Origin of the sequence: Xanthomonas sp. NCPPB 3761, assembly GCF_041475705.2 — a bacterium.
Taxonomy (GTDB): domain Bacteria; phylum Pseudomonadota; class Gammaproteobacteria; order Xanthomonadales; family Xanthomonadaceae; genus Xanthomonas; species Xanthomonas phaseoli.
Window position 1 is genome coordinate 1,148,671 of record NZ_CM191262.1, and the last position, 13,945, is coordinate 1,162,615.

12 protein-coding genes and 5 tRNA genes are annotated in these 13,945 nt (G+C 62.0%); all 17 read left to right on the forward strand.

What is annotated here, in order from left to right:
- The 17 genes from ACCQ00_RS04955 (at position 1) to rpoB (ending at position 13,919) form a co-directional block, all read left to right on the forward strand.
- A tRNA-Gln gene (locus tag ACCQ00_RS04955) sits at positions 1 to 77 on the forward strand.
- A gap of 165 nt (positions 78 to 242) precedes the next feature.
- Complete coding sequence (locus ACCQ00_RS04960; protein WP_003486761.1) at positions 243 to 1,202, forward strand: ribose-phosphate diphosphokinase; 960 nt, start codon at positions 243 to 245, stop codon at positions 1,200 to 1,202.
- Between the two features lie 107 nt (positions 1,203 to 1,309).
- Complete coding sequence (locus ACCQ00_RS04965) at positions 1,310 to 1,945, forward strand: 50S ribosomal protein L25/general stress protein Ctc (protein ID WP_003486759.1); 636 nt, start codon at positions 1,310 to 1,312, stop codon at positions 1,943 to 1,945.
- A gap of 49 nt (positions 1,946 to 1,994) precedes the next feature.
- On the forward strand, positions 1,995 to 2,579 hold the full coding sequence (gene pth, locus ACCQ00_RS04970) for an aminoacyl-tRNA hydrolase (RefSeq protein WP_007968854.1): 585 nt from the start codon (positions 1,995 to 1,997) through the stop codon (positions 2,577 to 2,579).
- 74 nt (positions 2,580 to 2,653) lie between these two features.
- Positions 2,654 to 3,745, forward strand: coding sequence for a redox-regulated ATPase YchF (gene ychF / locus ACCQ00_RS04975; RefSeq protein WP_039567795.1), 1,092 nt, complete (start codon positions 2,654 to 2,656; stop codon positions 3,743 to 3,745).
- Positions 3,746 to 3,899: 154 nt separating this feature from the next.
- Positions 3,900 to 3,985: transfer RNA gene (locus ACCQ00_RS04980), tRNA-Tyr, on the forward strand.
- A gap of 29 nt (positions 3,986 to 4,014) precedes the next feature.
- Positions 4,015 to 4,088 (forward strand) — tRNA-Gly (locus tag ACCQ00_RS04985).
- A gap of 33 nt (positions 4,089 to 4,121) precedes the next feature.
- Positions 4,122 to 4,197 (forward strand) — tRNA-Thr (locus ACCQ00_RS04990).
- Positions 4,198 to 4,243: 46 nt separating this feature from the next.
- Positions 4,244 to 5,434 (forward strand): elongation factor Tu, encoded by a 1,191-nt coding sequence (gene tuf / locus ACCQ00_RS04995; protein ID WP_003486726.1) that lies wholly within the window; start codon positions 4,244 to 4,246, stop codon positions 5,432 to 5,434.
- 106 nt (positions 5,435 to 5,540) lie between these two features.
- Positions 5,541 to 5,616 (forward strand) — tRNA-Trp (locus ACCQ00_RS05000).
- Between the two features lie 49 nt (positions 5,617 to 5,665).
- Positions 5,666 to 6,073 carry a preprotein translocase subunit SecE gene (gene secE / locus ACCQ00_RS05005; protein ID WP_005917581.1) on the forward strand — a complete coding sequence of 136 codons (408 nt, stop codon included), beginning with the start codon at positions 5,666 to 5,668 and terminating at the stop codon, positions 6,071 to 6,073.
- Between the two features lie 13 nt (positions 6,074 to 6,086).
- Complete coding sequence (nusG, locus tag ACCQ00_RS05010; protein WP_005917584.1) at positions 6,087 to 6,644, forward strand: transcription termination/antitermination protein NusG; 558 nt, start codon at positions 6,087 to 6,089, stop codon at positions 6,642 to 6,644.
- A gap of 197 nt (positions 6,645 to 6,841) precedes the next feature.
- Positions 6,842 to 7,270 carry a 50S ribosomal protein L11 gene (gene rplK / locus ACCQ00_RS05015; RefSeq protein ID WP_003486749.1) on the forward strand — a complete coding sequence of 143 codons (429 nt, stop codon included), beginning with the start codon at positions 6,842 to 6,844 and terminating at the stop codon, positions 7,268 to 7,270.
- Between the two features lie 3 nt (positions 7,271 to 7,273).
- Complete coding sequence (gene rplA / locus ACCQ00_RS05020; protein ID WP_003486747.1) at positions 7,274 to 7,972, forward strand: 50S ribosomal protein L1; 699 nt, start codon at positions 7,274 to 7,276, stop codon at positions 7,970 to 7,972.
- 546 nt (positions 7,973 to 8,518) lie between these two features.
- Complete coding sequence (gene rplJ / locus ACCQ00_RS05025) at positions 8,519 to 9,052, forward strand: 50S ribosomal protein L10 (protein WP_039573602.1); 534 nt, start codon at positions 8,519 to 8,521, stop codon at positions 9,050 to 9,052.
- Between the two features lie 54 nt (positions 9,053 to 9,106).
- Complete coding sequence (gene rplL, locus ACCQ00_RS05030; protein ID WP_017156208.1) at positions 9,107 to 9,472, forward strand: 50S ribosomal protein L7/L12; 366 nt, start codon at positions 9,107 to 9,109, stop codon at positions 9,470 to 9,472.
- Between the two features lie 295 nt (positions 9,473 to 9,767).
- Positions 9,768 to 13,919, forward strand: coding sequence for a DNA-directed RNA polymerase subunit beta (rpoB, locus tag ACCQ00_RS05035; RefSeq protein ID WP_003486738.1), 4,152 nt, complete (start codon positions 9,768 to 9,770; stop codon positions 13,917 to 13,919).
- The last annotated feature ends 26 nt before the right edge of the window (positions 13,920 to 13,945 follow it).

A 13,945-nucleotide genomic window follows, 5' to 3' on the forward strand; every position in this document is an offset into this window, starting at 1 on the left:
AGGGGCGTCGCCAAGAGGCCCAAGGCACCAGGTTTTGATCCTGGCATTCGTAGGTTCGAATCCTACCGCCCCTGCCAGTTTGTCGAGAAAGGCAGGTCCGCCTGCATCAGGTTTCACTGCAGATCCTTCTGCAACATCTCGCGCATCCTTGCGCGGGACTCGAACGAAAGCCCGGCATTGGTTCGGCTTTGTCCTGCTCCACCATCGATCCGCACGCTCTTCGCCGCCGCCCGAGAGATCTCATGCAAGACCAACGTAATCTGCTGGTGTTCTCCGGCAATGCCAACAAGCCGCTTGCCCAGAGCATCTGCAAGGAACTGGGCGTTCGCATGGGCAAGGCGTTGGTCACGCGTTTTTCCGACGGCGAAGTGCAGGTAGAGATCGAAGAAAGCGTGCGTCGGCAGGAAGTGTTCGTCATCCAGCCGACCTGCGCGCCCAGCGCCGAAAACCTGATGGAACTGCTGGTGCTGATCGACGCGCTCAAGCGCGCCAGCGCCCAGTCCGTTACCGCGGTGATCCCGTATTTCGGTTATTCGCGCCAGGACCGTCGCATGCGCTCCTCGCGCGTGCCGATCACCGCCAAGGTGGCTGCCAAGATGATCTGCGCCATGGAGGCGGACCGCGTGCTGACGGTCGACCTGCATGCCGACCAGATCCAGGGTTTCTTCGATGTGCCGGTCGACAACGTCTACGCCTCGCCGCTGCTGCTGGCCGACATCTGGCGCGCCTACGGCACCGACAACCTGATCGTGGTGTCGCCCGACGTGGGCGGCGTGGTGCGCGCACGCGCCGTCGCCAAGCGTCTGGACGATGCGGATCTGGCCATCATCGACAAGCGCCGTCCGCGCGCCAATGTGGCCACCGTGATGAACATCATCGGCGACGTGCAGGGCAAGACCTGTGTGCTGGTCGACGACCTGGTCGACACCGCTGGTACCTTGTGCGCCGCTGCCGCAGCGCTGAAGCAGCGCGGCGCGCTCAAGGTCGTGGCCTACATCACCCACCCGGTGCTTTCCGGCCCGGCGGTGGACAACATCAACAATTCGCAGCTCGACGAGCTGGTGGTCACCGACACGATTCCGCTGAGCGAAGCGGCGCGCACCTGCGCCAAGATTCGTCAGCTGAGCGTGGCCGAACTGCTGGCCGAGACCATCCGCCGTATCGCCTTCGGCGAATCGGTCAGCTCGCTTTACGTCGACTGATGCCCCATTCGGTGCCCGATTCCCGGGTGCCGCCACACGTCTCACCTGGTCGCGGGTGAGACGCTTCATCGCCGCGAGGCGGTGTTCCAACCAGGTAGTGAAATCCAATGGCAAAGACTCATGAAATCAAGGTCGAGCGCCGCGCTGACGAGGGGAAGGGTGCGAGCCGCCGCCTGCGTCATGCTGGCGTCATTCCGGCCATCGTGTACGGTGGCGAACTCGAGCCGGTCAGCATCCAGCTCAACCACGAGCAGATCTGGCTCGCCCAGCAGAACGAGTGGTTCTACTCGTCCATCTTGGACCTGAACCTCAATGGCGACGTGCAGCAGGTGCTGCTGCGCGACATGCAGCGCCATCCGTTCAAGCAGCTGATCATGCACATCGACTTCCAGCGCGTCAGCGCCAACGAGAAGCTCAGTGCTGCCGTGCCGCTGCACTTCATCAACGAAGCATCCTCGCCGGCCGGCAAGTCGAGCGAAGTGGTCGTCACCCACGAACTCAACGAAGTCCAGGTGGTTTGCCTGCCGAAGGATCTGCCGGAGTTCATCGAAGTGGACCTCGGTGCACTGGAAGTGGGTAACGTGATCCACCTGTCCGAAATCAAGCTGCCGGCCGGTGTCGAAATTCCGGAGCTGAAGCTGGGCAAGGAACACGACGTGGCCGTGGTTGCTGCCAAGCACGTGCGGATCGAGGAAGACGACGCTGCCGGCGAAGAAGGCAGCGAAGGCGCCGAGACCAAGTAATCCGTCGGCCGATCCCTCGCATTGCGCGGGATCGGCTGCGGTCACTGGCATGTCTGCACTCCGCCTGATCGTCGGGCTCGGTAATCCGGGTCCGGAACACGCGCAAACCCGGCACAACGCCGGGTTTCGTTTCGTCGATGCCCTCATCGAGCGCGGTGGCGCCCGCTGGGCATTGGACAGCAAGCTGTTCGGCGAGACCGCCAAGGTCGAGATCGCGGGACAGCCGGTTTGGCTGCTCAAGCCGGCCACCTTCATGAATCTCAGTGGCAAGTCGATCACTGCCGCATTGCGATTCTGGAAGATCGAGCCCGAACACCTGCTGGTCGCCCATGACGAACTGGATCTGGCGCCCGGTACCGCGCGGCTCAAGTTCGACGGCGGTCACGGCGGGCAAAACGGCTTGCGCGACACCATCCGCCTGCTCGGGCACGGCAAATTTCACCGTCTACGCGTTGGCATCGGTCATCCCGGTCATAAGGACCGCGTGGTGCCCTGGGTGCTGGGGCGGGCAGGGCGCGAGGACGATGCGGCGATCGGCGCTGCGGTGGACGCCGCCATCGATGTGCTGCCGCTGGCGATGGAAGGCAATTTCAATGAAGCGATGAAGCGCCTGCATACCAGCAGGGATGCGTGATTGGGGATTGGGGATTCGCGGCCATGTGGCATGACGAATCTCCAATCCCGAATCCCAAATCCCGGATGTGACCCATGGGTATCAAATGCGGCATCGTCGGCCTGCCCAACGTCGGCAAGTCGACCCTGTTCAATGCGCTGACCAAGGCCGGCATCGCTGCGGCCAACTTCCCGTTCTGCACCATCGAGCCGAACGTCGGCATCGTGCCGGTGCCGGATCCGCGTCTCAATCAGCTGGCTGACATCGTCAAGCCGCAAAAGCTGATTCCTACCGCGGTCGAGTTCGTCGATATCGCCGGCCTGGTGGCCGGCGCGGCGAGTGGCGAAGGTCTGGGCAACAAGTTCCTGGCGCACATCCGCGAAGTCGATGCGATCACCCACGTGGTGCGTTGCTTCGAGAACGACGACGTCATCCACGTCAACAACAAGGTCGACCCGATCGCCGATATCGAAACCATCGATACCGAACTGGCGCTGGCCGATCTGGACAGCGTGGAAAAGGCCCTCAACCGTGCCGAACGCAGCGCCAAGGGCGGCGACAAGGATGCAGCGGCGCGCAAGCCGGTGCTGGCCAAACTGCAGGCCGCGTTAGCGGACGGCAAGGCAGGTCGTGCCGCCGGTCTGGACGAGGAAGAAAAGGCGCTGGTGCGTGATCTGTTCCTGCTGACGCTCAAGCCGGTGCTGTACATCGCCAACGTGCTGGAAGACGGCTTCGAGCACAATCCGCACCTGGATGCGGTGCGCGCGCATGCGGCTGCCGAAGGTGCCGAGGTGGTGCCGGTCTCGGCGGCCATCGAAGAAGAGCTGTCGCAGCTGGACGATGCCGATCGCGACAGCTTCCTGACCGATCTCGGCCTGGAAGAGCCGGGCTTGAATCGCGTCATCCGTGCGGCCTACACGCTGCTGGGCCTGCAGACGTATTTCACTGCAGGGGTCAAGGAGGTGCGTGCCTGGACGGTCAAGGCCGGTTCGACCGCGCCGCAGGCTGCTGCCGTGATCCATACCGATTTCGAAAAGGGCTTCATCCGCGCCGAAACGATTGGTTTCGATGACTTCATCAAGTACCGCGGCGAAACCGGCGCCCGCGATGCCGGGCGCCTGCGCCTGGAAGGCAAGGAATACCGTGTCCAGGAAGGCGATGTGCTGCACTTCCGCTTCAACGTGTGATCGGCTGTGCGTGGCGCCCGACGCCGCGTGTCGTTGAGAGTGAAGGATTGCTCAAAATTTTTGTTGACACCGCATGCGTCCCACAACAAAATAACTGGCTGCTTCACCCCGAACCGAATTCGCCTCGCGGCGCACAGGTCCGGTAGTAAAAGCTGGAGGGATACCCAAGCGGCCAACGGGGGCAGACTGTAAATCTGCTGGCTTACGCCTTCGGTGGTTCGAATCCACCTCCCTCCACCAGTTTCACGTTGTGGCATGCAGTTCCCGGTGCGGGAGTAGTTCAACGGTAGAACCTCAGCCTTCCAAGCTGATGGTGCGGGTTCGATTCCCGTCTCCCGCTCCATTGAACGCAAATGCATGGCATAATGCAAAACTCGCTCACGTAGCTCAGTCGGTAGAGCACCTCCTTGGTAAGGAGGAGGTCGAAGGTTCGATTCCTTTCGTGAGCACCATTACTCAATCGTCTTCAACTCCAAACGATTACCGAGACACGCACCCATGGCAAAAGCTAAATTCGAGCGCACCAAGCCGCACGTGAACGTCGGCACCATCGGTCACGTTGACCATGGCAAGACCACGTTGACCGCTGCGCTGACCAAGATCGGTGCCGAGCGTTTCGGTGGTGAGTTCAAGGCGTACGACGCGATCGACGCGGCGCCGGAAGAGAAGGCGCGCGGCATCACGATTTCGACCGCACACGTCGAATACGAATCCCCGACCCGCCACTACGCGCACGTCGACTGCCCCGGCCACGCCGACTATGTCAAGAACATGATCACCGGTGCGGCGCAGATGGACGGCGCGATCCTGGTGTGCTCGGCCGCTGATGGCCCGATGCCGCAGACCCGTGAGCACATCCTGCTCTCGCGTCAGGTCGGTGTGCCGCACATCGTCGTGTTCCTGAACAAGGCCGACATGGTCGACGACGCCGAGCTGCTCGAGCTGGTCGAAATGGAAGTGCGCGAGCTGCTGAGCAAGTACGATTTCCCGGGCGACGACACCCCGATCATCCATGGTTCGGCGCGTCTGGCGCTGGACGGCGATCAGAGCGACATCGGTGTGCCCGCGATCCTGAAGCTGGTTGAAGCGCTGGATTCGTTCATTCCCGAGCCAACCCGCGACGTCGACCGTCCGTTCCTGATGCCGGTCGAAGACGTGTTCTCGATCTCCGGCCGCGGCACCGTGGTGACCGGTCGTATCGAGCGCGGCATCATCAAGGTGGGTGACGAAATCGAAATCGTCGGTATCCGCGATACGCAGAAGACCACCGTCACCGGCGTGGAAATGTTCCGCAAGCTGCTGGACCAGGGTCAGGCAGGCGACAACGCCGGTCTGCTGCTGCGCGGCACCAAGCGTGACGACGTCGAGCGCGGCCAGGTGCTGTGCAAGCCGGGTTCGATCAAGCCGCACACCGAGTTCGAAGCCGAAGTCTACGTGCTGTCCAAGGACGAGGGTGGCCGTCATACCCCGTTCTTCAAGGGCTACCGTCCGCAGTTCTACTTCCGCACCACCGACATCACTGGCGCTTGCCAGTTGCCGGAAGGTGTGGAAATGGTGATGCCGGGCGACAACGTGAAGATGGTCGTGACCCTGATCAACCCGGTCGCGATGGACGAAGGTCTGCGCTTTGCCATCCGTGAAGGCGGTCGTACCGTCGGCGCCGGCGTGGTTGCCAAGATCATCAAGTAAGCGCCTGTATCCAGCCGCCTGTTGGCGGCTGGATTCAAACGAATGGCGGGCCGGCTGAACCGCGGTCCGCCTTCGTTGTCTTAGGGTTTGCGGTAAACGAGTACATACGCCAGTAGCTCAATTGGCAGAGCAGCGGTCTCCAAAACCGCAGGTTGGGGGTTCGAGTCCCTCCTGGCGTGCCACTCCTCTTTCCGGCCCAGCGACTCGGGTCAGATCGGTAACTAGAGCCGGATGAATAGCAAAATCGAGCCTTCCAAGAGCGCGTCCTCTAGCGCTGATGTCGTTAAGTACGTTGTTTCCGCTGCCCTGGTGGTTGCGGGGCTTTTTGTGTGGTTCTGGTTTTCCGCTCCCGAACGCGCGACCCAGCTGGGCGCGTGGACGCCGCAACTGCGTGCGTTGGCTGTCATCGTCGGGTTGGTGGCGGGTGCATTTGTGTTTTTGGGTACCGGCAAGGGCCGGGAGACCCGCGAATTCTTGTCCGAGTCCAGGTTCGAGTTGCGTAAGGTTGTCTGGCCGACGCGCCAGGAAGCTATCCGCACCACCTGGGTCGTCATTGTTGTTGTAATCATTCTGAGTTTGCTGTTGGGCGGCTTCGACTTTGTCATCCAGAAGCTCACGCAGTGGTTCCTGGCTCGTTGAGGAGAATCAAGCAGTGAAGCGTTGGTATGTCGTTCACGCCTATTCAGGCTTCGAAAAATCCGTTGCGCAGGCATTGCGCGACCGTATCGCGCGTGCCGAGATGGAAGATCGTTTCGGCGACGTGCTGGTGCCGACCGAAGAGGTCATCGAAATGCGCGCCGGCCAGAAGCGTCGGTCCGAGCGCAAGTTCTTCCCCGGCTACGTGCTGGTGCAGATCGAAACGCATGAAGAAGCCGGTATTCCGCGCATCGACAACGAAAGCTGGCACCTGGTGAAGGAAACTTCCAAGGTGATGGGTTTCATTGGCGGCACCGCCGACCGTCCTCTGCCGATCCGCGACGAAGAGGCGGATGCGATCCTGCAGCGTGTGCAAGATGGCGTCGAGAAGCCGCGTCCGAAGGTATTGTTCGAGCCGGGCCAGATGGTGCGCGTCACCGAGGGTCCCTTCAACGACTTCAACGGCGTCGTCGAGGAAGTCAATTACGAAAAGAGCAGGCTGCGTGTTGCCGTGCTCATCTTCGGCCGCTCCACGCCGGTCGAGCTTGAATTCGGTCAGGTCGAGAAGGGCTGACCCTGTGGGCGCCGGCTAGGCGCTCGCCCCAAATGTTGCTATAGTGCGCGGCTCGCTGTCCTGGCGAACCGCCTGGAACCAATGGCTGCCGCATGGCGGCCGTCTGCGTGTGGTCAACAAACGTGAAGCCGGGACACGTGAATCCCGGTCCGATGGGGAGCCTGCAGGTCAGGCGCTAGCACCCGGAGAGTATTGAAATGGCTAAGAAGATTACTGCTTTCATCAAGTTGCAGGTCAAGGCCGGTCAGGCCAACCCTGCGCCGCCGGTTGGCCCTGCACTGGGTCAGCGCGGTCTGAACATCATGGAATTCTGCAAGGCATTCAACGCTGCGACGTCGAAGCTGGAGCCGGGTCTGCCGACGCCGGTGATCATCACCGCGTATTCCGACCGTACCTTCACGTTCGTCACCAAGAGCACCCCGGCCAGCGTGCTGCTCAAGAAGGCCGCAGGCGTGAGCTCCGGCTCGAAGCGTCCTAACACCGACAAGGTGGGCAAGGTGACGCGCAAGCAGCTGGAAGAGATCGCCAAGGTCAAGGAAGCCGATTTGACGGCAGCCGAACTGGAAGCGGCGGTGCGCACGATTGCGGGTTCTGCCCGCAGCATGGGTTTGACGGTGGAGGGCTAAGAGATGGCACAGAGCAAACGCGTTAAGGCCATTACGGCCGCTGTCGTTCCGGGCAAGACCTATGCCTTCGAAGACGCAATCAAGATCCTGAAGACCGCCACCAAGGCGAAGTTCGTCGAGTCGATCGACGTTGCCGTGCGCCTGGGCGTGGACGCCAAGAAGTCCGACCAGCAGGTGCGCGGTTCCACCGTGCTGCCGGCCGGTACCGGCAAGAGCGTGCGCGTCGCAGTGTTCGCACCGGCAGGCGCCAAGGCTGACGAAGCTCTTGCCGCTGGCGCCGAGGCGGTGGGCATGGACGATCTGGCCGAGAAGATGCAGGCCGGCGATCTGAACTATGACGTGGTCATCGCGACCCCGGACGCCATGCGCGTCGTCGGTAAGCTGGGCACCCTGCTGGGTCCACGCGGCTTGATGCCGAACCCGAAGGTCGGCACCGTGTCGGCCAATCCGGGCGAAGCGGTCAAGAATGCCAAGTCGGGCCAGGTGCGCTACCGCACCGACAAGGCCGGCATCATCCACTGCACCATCGGCAAGGCCAGCTTCGACGACGAAGCGCTGAAGTCGAACCTGCAGGCGCTGTTGCTGGATCTGGTCAAGGCCAAGCCGGCGACCTCGAAGGGTACCTACCTGCAGAAGGTCTCGGTCAGCTCGACCATGGGTCCGGGCGTGACGGTCGACCAGTCGAGCCTGTCGCTGAAGTAAGCGAATGCGTCCGGCGTCATGCGCCTGACGTATTTGGCAGTACAGCATTGTTTTTCCGGCCCGGGTCACCGTGTGCTGGGAGTCCGTTCCCTCCTTTGGGGCAACGGACATTTTGAAGGCGATCGCCGGCACGTCCGGCGGTAGCCGTCAAAGACCGCAGGCGCGGTCAGCGCAGATCGACGACGGGCAGGGATGCTCGCACTGGCAAGGAGTCGCCGTCGATGCAGCGGGATCGCTTAATTGGTTCGTTTCGAGCCGGCCGGCGTAGATGGTGTCGCCCTTCTGGAGCTTTCTGGTTTACGCGCGTCTGGGACATCCCGGATCGAGTCCACTCCAGGTCTAGAACGGCCACCAAAGGAACATCGGTCGATGTTCCCGGCTTCCAGGAAGGAGGCTGCCCTGGACCGCGACCGGCAGGAGCCGCGAGCGGAGTAGTTTGAAGCCGGGATTAGCGATTCGGCATTGGGGATTTGCAGGGGCTGCTTCATGGCCTCCGACGAATCACCAATCACCAATCACCAATCCCGGCTTTAACGGAGGAGTGCAATGGCTCTCAATCTGTCCCAGAAGCAAGAAGTAGTCGCCGAGCTGGCAGACATCGCCGCCAAGGCCCACTCCCTGATCGCCGCCGAATACGCTGGCACCACGGTCTCCCAGATGACCGCGATGCGCAAGCAGGCTCGCGAAACCGGCGTGTTCTTGAAAGTTGTCAAGAACACCCTGGCTGCGCGCGCCGTTGAAGGTACTGATTTCGCTGTCGCTGCTGACAAGCTGGTCGGTCCTCTGCTGTATGCGTTTTCGATGGAGGAGCCCGGCGCAGCCGGTCGCCTGATCAAGGAATTTGCCAAGAGCAACGACAAGCTGCAGGCCAAGGTCGTGTCCATCGGCGGGGAACTGTTCCCGGCTGGTCACGTCGACGTGTTGGCCTCGCTGCCGACCCGTGACCAGGCCCTGGCCATGCTGGCCCGCGTGCTGTCCGAACCGGCTGCCATGTTCGCCCGTGCCGTCAAGGCCGTTGGCGACAAGCAGGGTGGTGGCGACGAAGCTGCCGCGCCGGCTGCCGAGACTGTCGAAGCTTGATGTCCTAGCGTTTGCTAGAACCCCAATCCAGAAAATCATTTAAAGGTAATCACAATGTCCCTTACCAACGAACAGATCGTCGACGCCATCGCCGAGAAGTCCCTGATGGAAGTAATGGAGCTGGTCAAGGCCATCGAAGAAAAGTTCGGCGTCTCCGCCGCTGCCCCGGTCGCTGCTGCTGCAGCCGGTCCGGCCGCCGTGGTTGAAGAGCAGACCGAGTTCACCGTGGTGCTGACCAGCGCCGGCACCAACAAGGTTGCCGCGATTAAGGCTGTCCGCGGCGTGACCGGCCTGGGTCTGAAGGAAGCCAAGGACCTGACCGAAGCCGGTGGCGTCCTGAAGGAAGGCGCTTCGAAGGACGAAGCCGAGAAGATCAAGAAGGAACTGACCGAAGCTGGCGCGACTGTCGAAATCAAGTAAGCAGTACCTTGCATCGCCAGCGTTTCATGGTGATGCACTGAAGGCTGGGAGCGTAAAGCTCCCGGCCTTTGGCCGTTGATGGAAAGCCGGGATTTGAGATTCGGCATTCGGGATTCGAAGGCGGCCTTCGCTAATCCCCAATCCCGTCATCCCCAATCCTCGCCTCACCGAGTTGGTAGTTGGAAGTAGCGGGAGAAGGCGTGCTGGTGCCGGCAATACCAGCGACTTCCAACTGACAATTTTGTTATTTCAGGGCCGCCGCGATGTGGCCCCCGCAGCCTAGGGTGAAGACCTCATGACGTCTTATTCGTTCACCGAAAAAAAGCGTATCCGCAAGGACTTCGGTAAGCAGCGCTCGATCCTCGAAGTGCCGTTTCTGCTTGCCATCCAGGTGGATTCCTACCGCGAATTCCTGCAGGAAGACGTGGAGCCGAACAAGCGTAAGGACCTCGGTCTGCACGCGGCATTGAAGTCGGTGTTCCCGATTTCCAGCTACAGCGGCAACGCTGCGCTGGAGTACGTCGGTTACAAGTTGGGTCAGCCGGTGTTTGACGAGCGTGAATGCCGTCAGCGCGGCATGAGCTATGGCGCGCCGCTGCGCGTGACCGTGCGCTTGGTGATCTACGACCGCGAGTCGTCGACCAAGGCGATCAAGTACGTGAAGGAGCAGGAGGTCTATCTCGGCGAAATTCCGCTGATGACCGGCAACGGTACCTTCATCGTCAACGGCACCGAGCGCGTGATCGTCTCGCAGCTGCACCGCTCGCCGGGCGTGTTCTTCGATCACGACCGTGGCAAGACCCACAGCTCGGGCAAGCTGCTGTACAGCGCCCGCATCATTCCGTACCGCGGTTCCTGGCTGGATTTCGAGTTCGACCCGAAGGATGCGCTGTTCACCCGTATCGACCGTCGCCGCAAGCTGCCGGTGTCGATCCTGCTGCGCGCGCTTGGCTACAGCAACGAAGAGATGCTGGCCGAGTTCTTCGAGATCAACACCTTCCACATCAACCCGGACGAAGGCGTGCAGCTGGAGCTGGTGCCGGAGCGTCTGCGTGGTGAAACGCTGAACTTCGACCTGGCCGACGGCGACAAGGTCATCGTGGAGGCGGGCAAGCGCATCACTGCGCGTCACGTCAAGCAACTGGAAGCCGCCGGCGTTGCCGCACTGGCCGTGCCGGACGACTACCTGGTCGGCCGCATCCTGTCGCACGACGTGGTCGATGGCTCCACCGGCGAACTGCTGGCCAATGCCAACGACGAGATCAACGAAGACCAGCTGGCTGCCTTCCGCAAGGCGGGCGTCGATGCGGTTGGCACCCTGTGGGTGAACGATCTGGATCGTGGTCCGTACCTCTCCAACACCTTGCGCATCGATCCGACCAAGACGCAGCTGGAAGCGCTGGTCGAAATCTACCGCATGATGCGTCCGGGCGAGCCGCCGACCAAGGAAGCGGCGCAGAATCTGTTCCACAACCTGTTCTTCACCTTCGAGCGCTACGACCTGTCCACGGTCGGCCGCATGAAGTTCAACCGTCGCGTCGGCCGCAAGGACGTGCTGGGCGAGTCGGTGCTGTACGACAAGAAGTACTTTGCCGAGCGTAACGACGAAGAATCCAAGCGTCTGGTTGCCGAGCACGCCGACACCTCCGACATCCTGGAAGTGATCAAGGTGCTCACCGAAATCCGCAACGGTCGCGGCGTGGTCGATGACATCGATCACCTGGGCAACCGTCGCGTGCGTTCGGTCGGCGAAATGGCCGAGAACGTGTTCCGCGTGGGCCTGGTCCGCGTCGAGCGCGCGGTCAAGGAGCGTCTGTCGATGGCCGAGTCCGAAGGCCTGACCCCGCAGGAGCTGATCAACGCCAAGCCGGTGGCTGCCGCGATCAAGGAATTCTTCGGCTCCTCGCAGCTGTCGCAGTTCATGGACCAGAACAACCCGCTGTCGGAAGTGACGCACAAGCGTCGCGTCTCCGCGCTGGGTCCGGGCGGTCTGACCCGCGAGCGCGCCGGCTTCGAAGTGCGCGACGTGCATCCGACCCATTACGGCCGCGTCTGCACCATCGAAACACCGGAAGGCCCGAACATCGGCCTGATCAACTCGCTGGCCGTGTTCGCCCGCACCAACCAGTACGGCTTCCTCGAGACGCCGTACCGTAAGGTGCTGGACGGCAAGGTCTCCGACGACGTCGAATATCTGTCGGCGATCGAGGAAAACGAGTATGTGATCGCCCAGGCGAACGCGCTGACCGACGCCAAGAACATGCTCACCGAGCAGTTCGTGCCGTGCCGGTTCCAGGGCGAATCGCTGCTGAAGCCGCCGTCCGAAGTGCACTTCATGGACGTCTCGCCGATGCAGACCGTGTCGGTCGCAGCGGCGCTGGTGCCGTTCCTCGAGCACGACGACGCCAACCGCGCACTGATGGGCGCCAACATGCAGCGCCAGGCCGTGCCGACGCTGCGTTCGCAGAAGCCGCTGGTCGGTACCGGCATCGAGCGTGCGGTTGCGCGCGACTCGGGCGTGACCGTCAATGCGCTGCGTGGTGGCGTGATCGAGCAGATCGACGCAGCCCGCATCGTGGTCAAGGTCAATGAGGCAGAAATCGGCGGCGGCACCGATGCCGGCGTGGATATCTACAACCTGATCAAGTACACCCGCTCCAACCAGAACACCTGCATCAACCAGCGTCCGCTGGTGAATGTGGGCGACGTGATCGCGCGCGGCGACGTGCTGGCCGACGGCCCGTCCACCGACATCGGTGAACTGGCACTGGGCCAGAACATGCTGATCGCGTTCATGCCGTGGAACGGCTACAACTTCGAAGACTCCATCCTGCTCTCCGAGCGCGTGGTGGAAGAGGATCGTTACACCACGATCCACATCGAAGAGCTGACCTGCGTTGCGCGCGACACCAAGTTGGGGCCGGAGGAAATTTCCGCCGACATCCCGAACGTGTCCGAGCAGGCCTTGAACCGTCTGGATGAAAGCGGCGTGGTGTACATCGGTGCAGAAGTGCGCGCCGGCGACATCATGGTCGGCAAGGTCACGCCGAAGGGCGAAAGCCAGCTGACCCCGGAAGAAAAACTGCTGCGTGCAATTTTCGGCGAGAAGGCGTCCGACGTGAAGGACAGCTCGCTGCGCGTGCCTCCGGGCATGGACGGCACCGTCATCGACGTGCAGGTCTTCACCCGCGACGGCATCGAGAAGGACAAGCGTGCGCGTCAGATCGAAGAGTCTGAAATCAAGCGCGTCAAGAAGGACTTCGACGACCAGTTCCGCATTCTGGAAGCGGCCATCTACGCGCGTCTGCGCTCGCAGATCGTGGGTAAGGTCGCAAACGGCGGCGCGAACCTGAAGAAGGGCGACACCGTCACCGACGCGTACCTGGACGGGCTGAAGAAGTCCGATTGGTTCCAGCTGCGCATGAAGGACGAAGACGCTGCCGACGCCATCGAGCGTGCGCAGAAGCAGATCCAGGCGCACGAGAAGGAATTCGAAGCACGTTTTGCCGACAAACGCGGCAAGATCACCCAGGGCGACGACCTCGCACCGGGCGTGCTGAAGATGGTCAAGGTGTTCCTGGCCGTGAAGCGCCGCATCCAGCCGGGCGACAAGATGGCAGGCCGCCACGGCAACAAGGGTGTGGTCTCCAACGTGGTGCCCGTGGAAGACATGCCGTACATGGCCACCGGCGAGTCGGTCGACATCGTGTTGAACCCGCTCGGCGTGCCGTCGCGTATGAACATCGGCCAGATTCTGGAAGTGCATCTGGGTTGGGCCGCCAAGGGTCTGGGTCGCAAGATCCAGCGCATGCTGGAAGCCCAAGCCGCCGTCAGCGAACTGCGCAAGTTCCTCAACGACATCTACAACCACGACAACGCGATCAATGCCCAGCGCGTGGACCTGTCGCAGTTCAGCGATGAGGAATTGCTCAACCTGGGCAAGAACCTGATCGACGGCGTGCCGATGGCGACCCCGGTGTTCGACGGCGCCAGCGAAGCGGAAATCAAGCGCATGCTGGAGCTGGCCGACCTGCCGCAGAGCGGTCAGACCCAGCTGTACGACGGTCGTACTGGCGAAGCGTTCGATCGCAAGACCACGGTCGGCTACATGCATTACCTGAAGTTGAACCACTTGGTCGACGACAAGATGCATGCGCGCTCGACTGGCCCGTACTCGCTGGTGACCCAGCAGCCGCTGGGCGGCAAGGCGCAGTTCGGTGGTCAGCGCTTCGGCGAAATGGAAGTCTGGGCGCTGGAAGCCTACGGCGCGGCCTACACCCTGCAGGAAATGCTGACGGTGAAGTCCGACGACGTGCAGGGCCGCAACCAGATGTACAAGAACATCGTCGATGGTGAGCACGAGATGGTCGCGGGCATGCCGGAATCCTTCAACGTGTTGGTGAAGGAAATCCGCTCGCTGGCGATCAACATGGAACTGGAAGAGTAAGAGCCGGGCCCGGTCAGGGGCCTGCG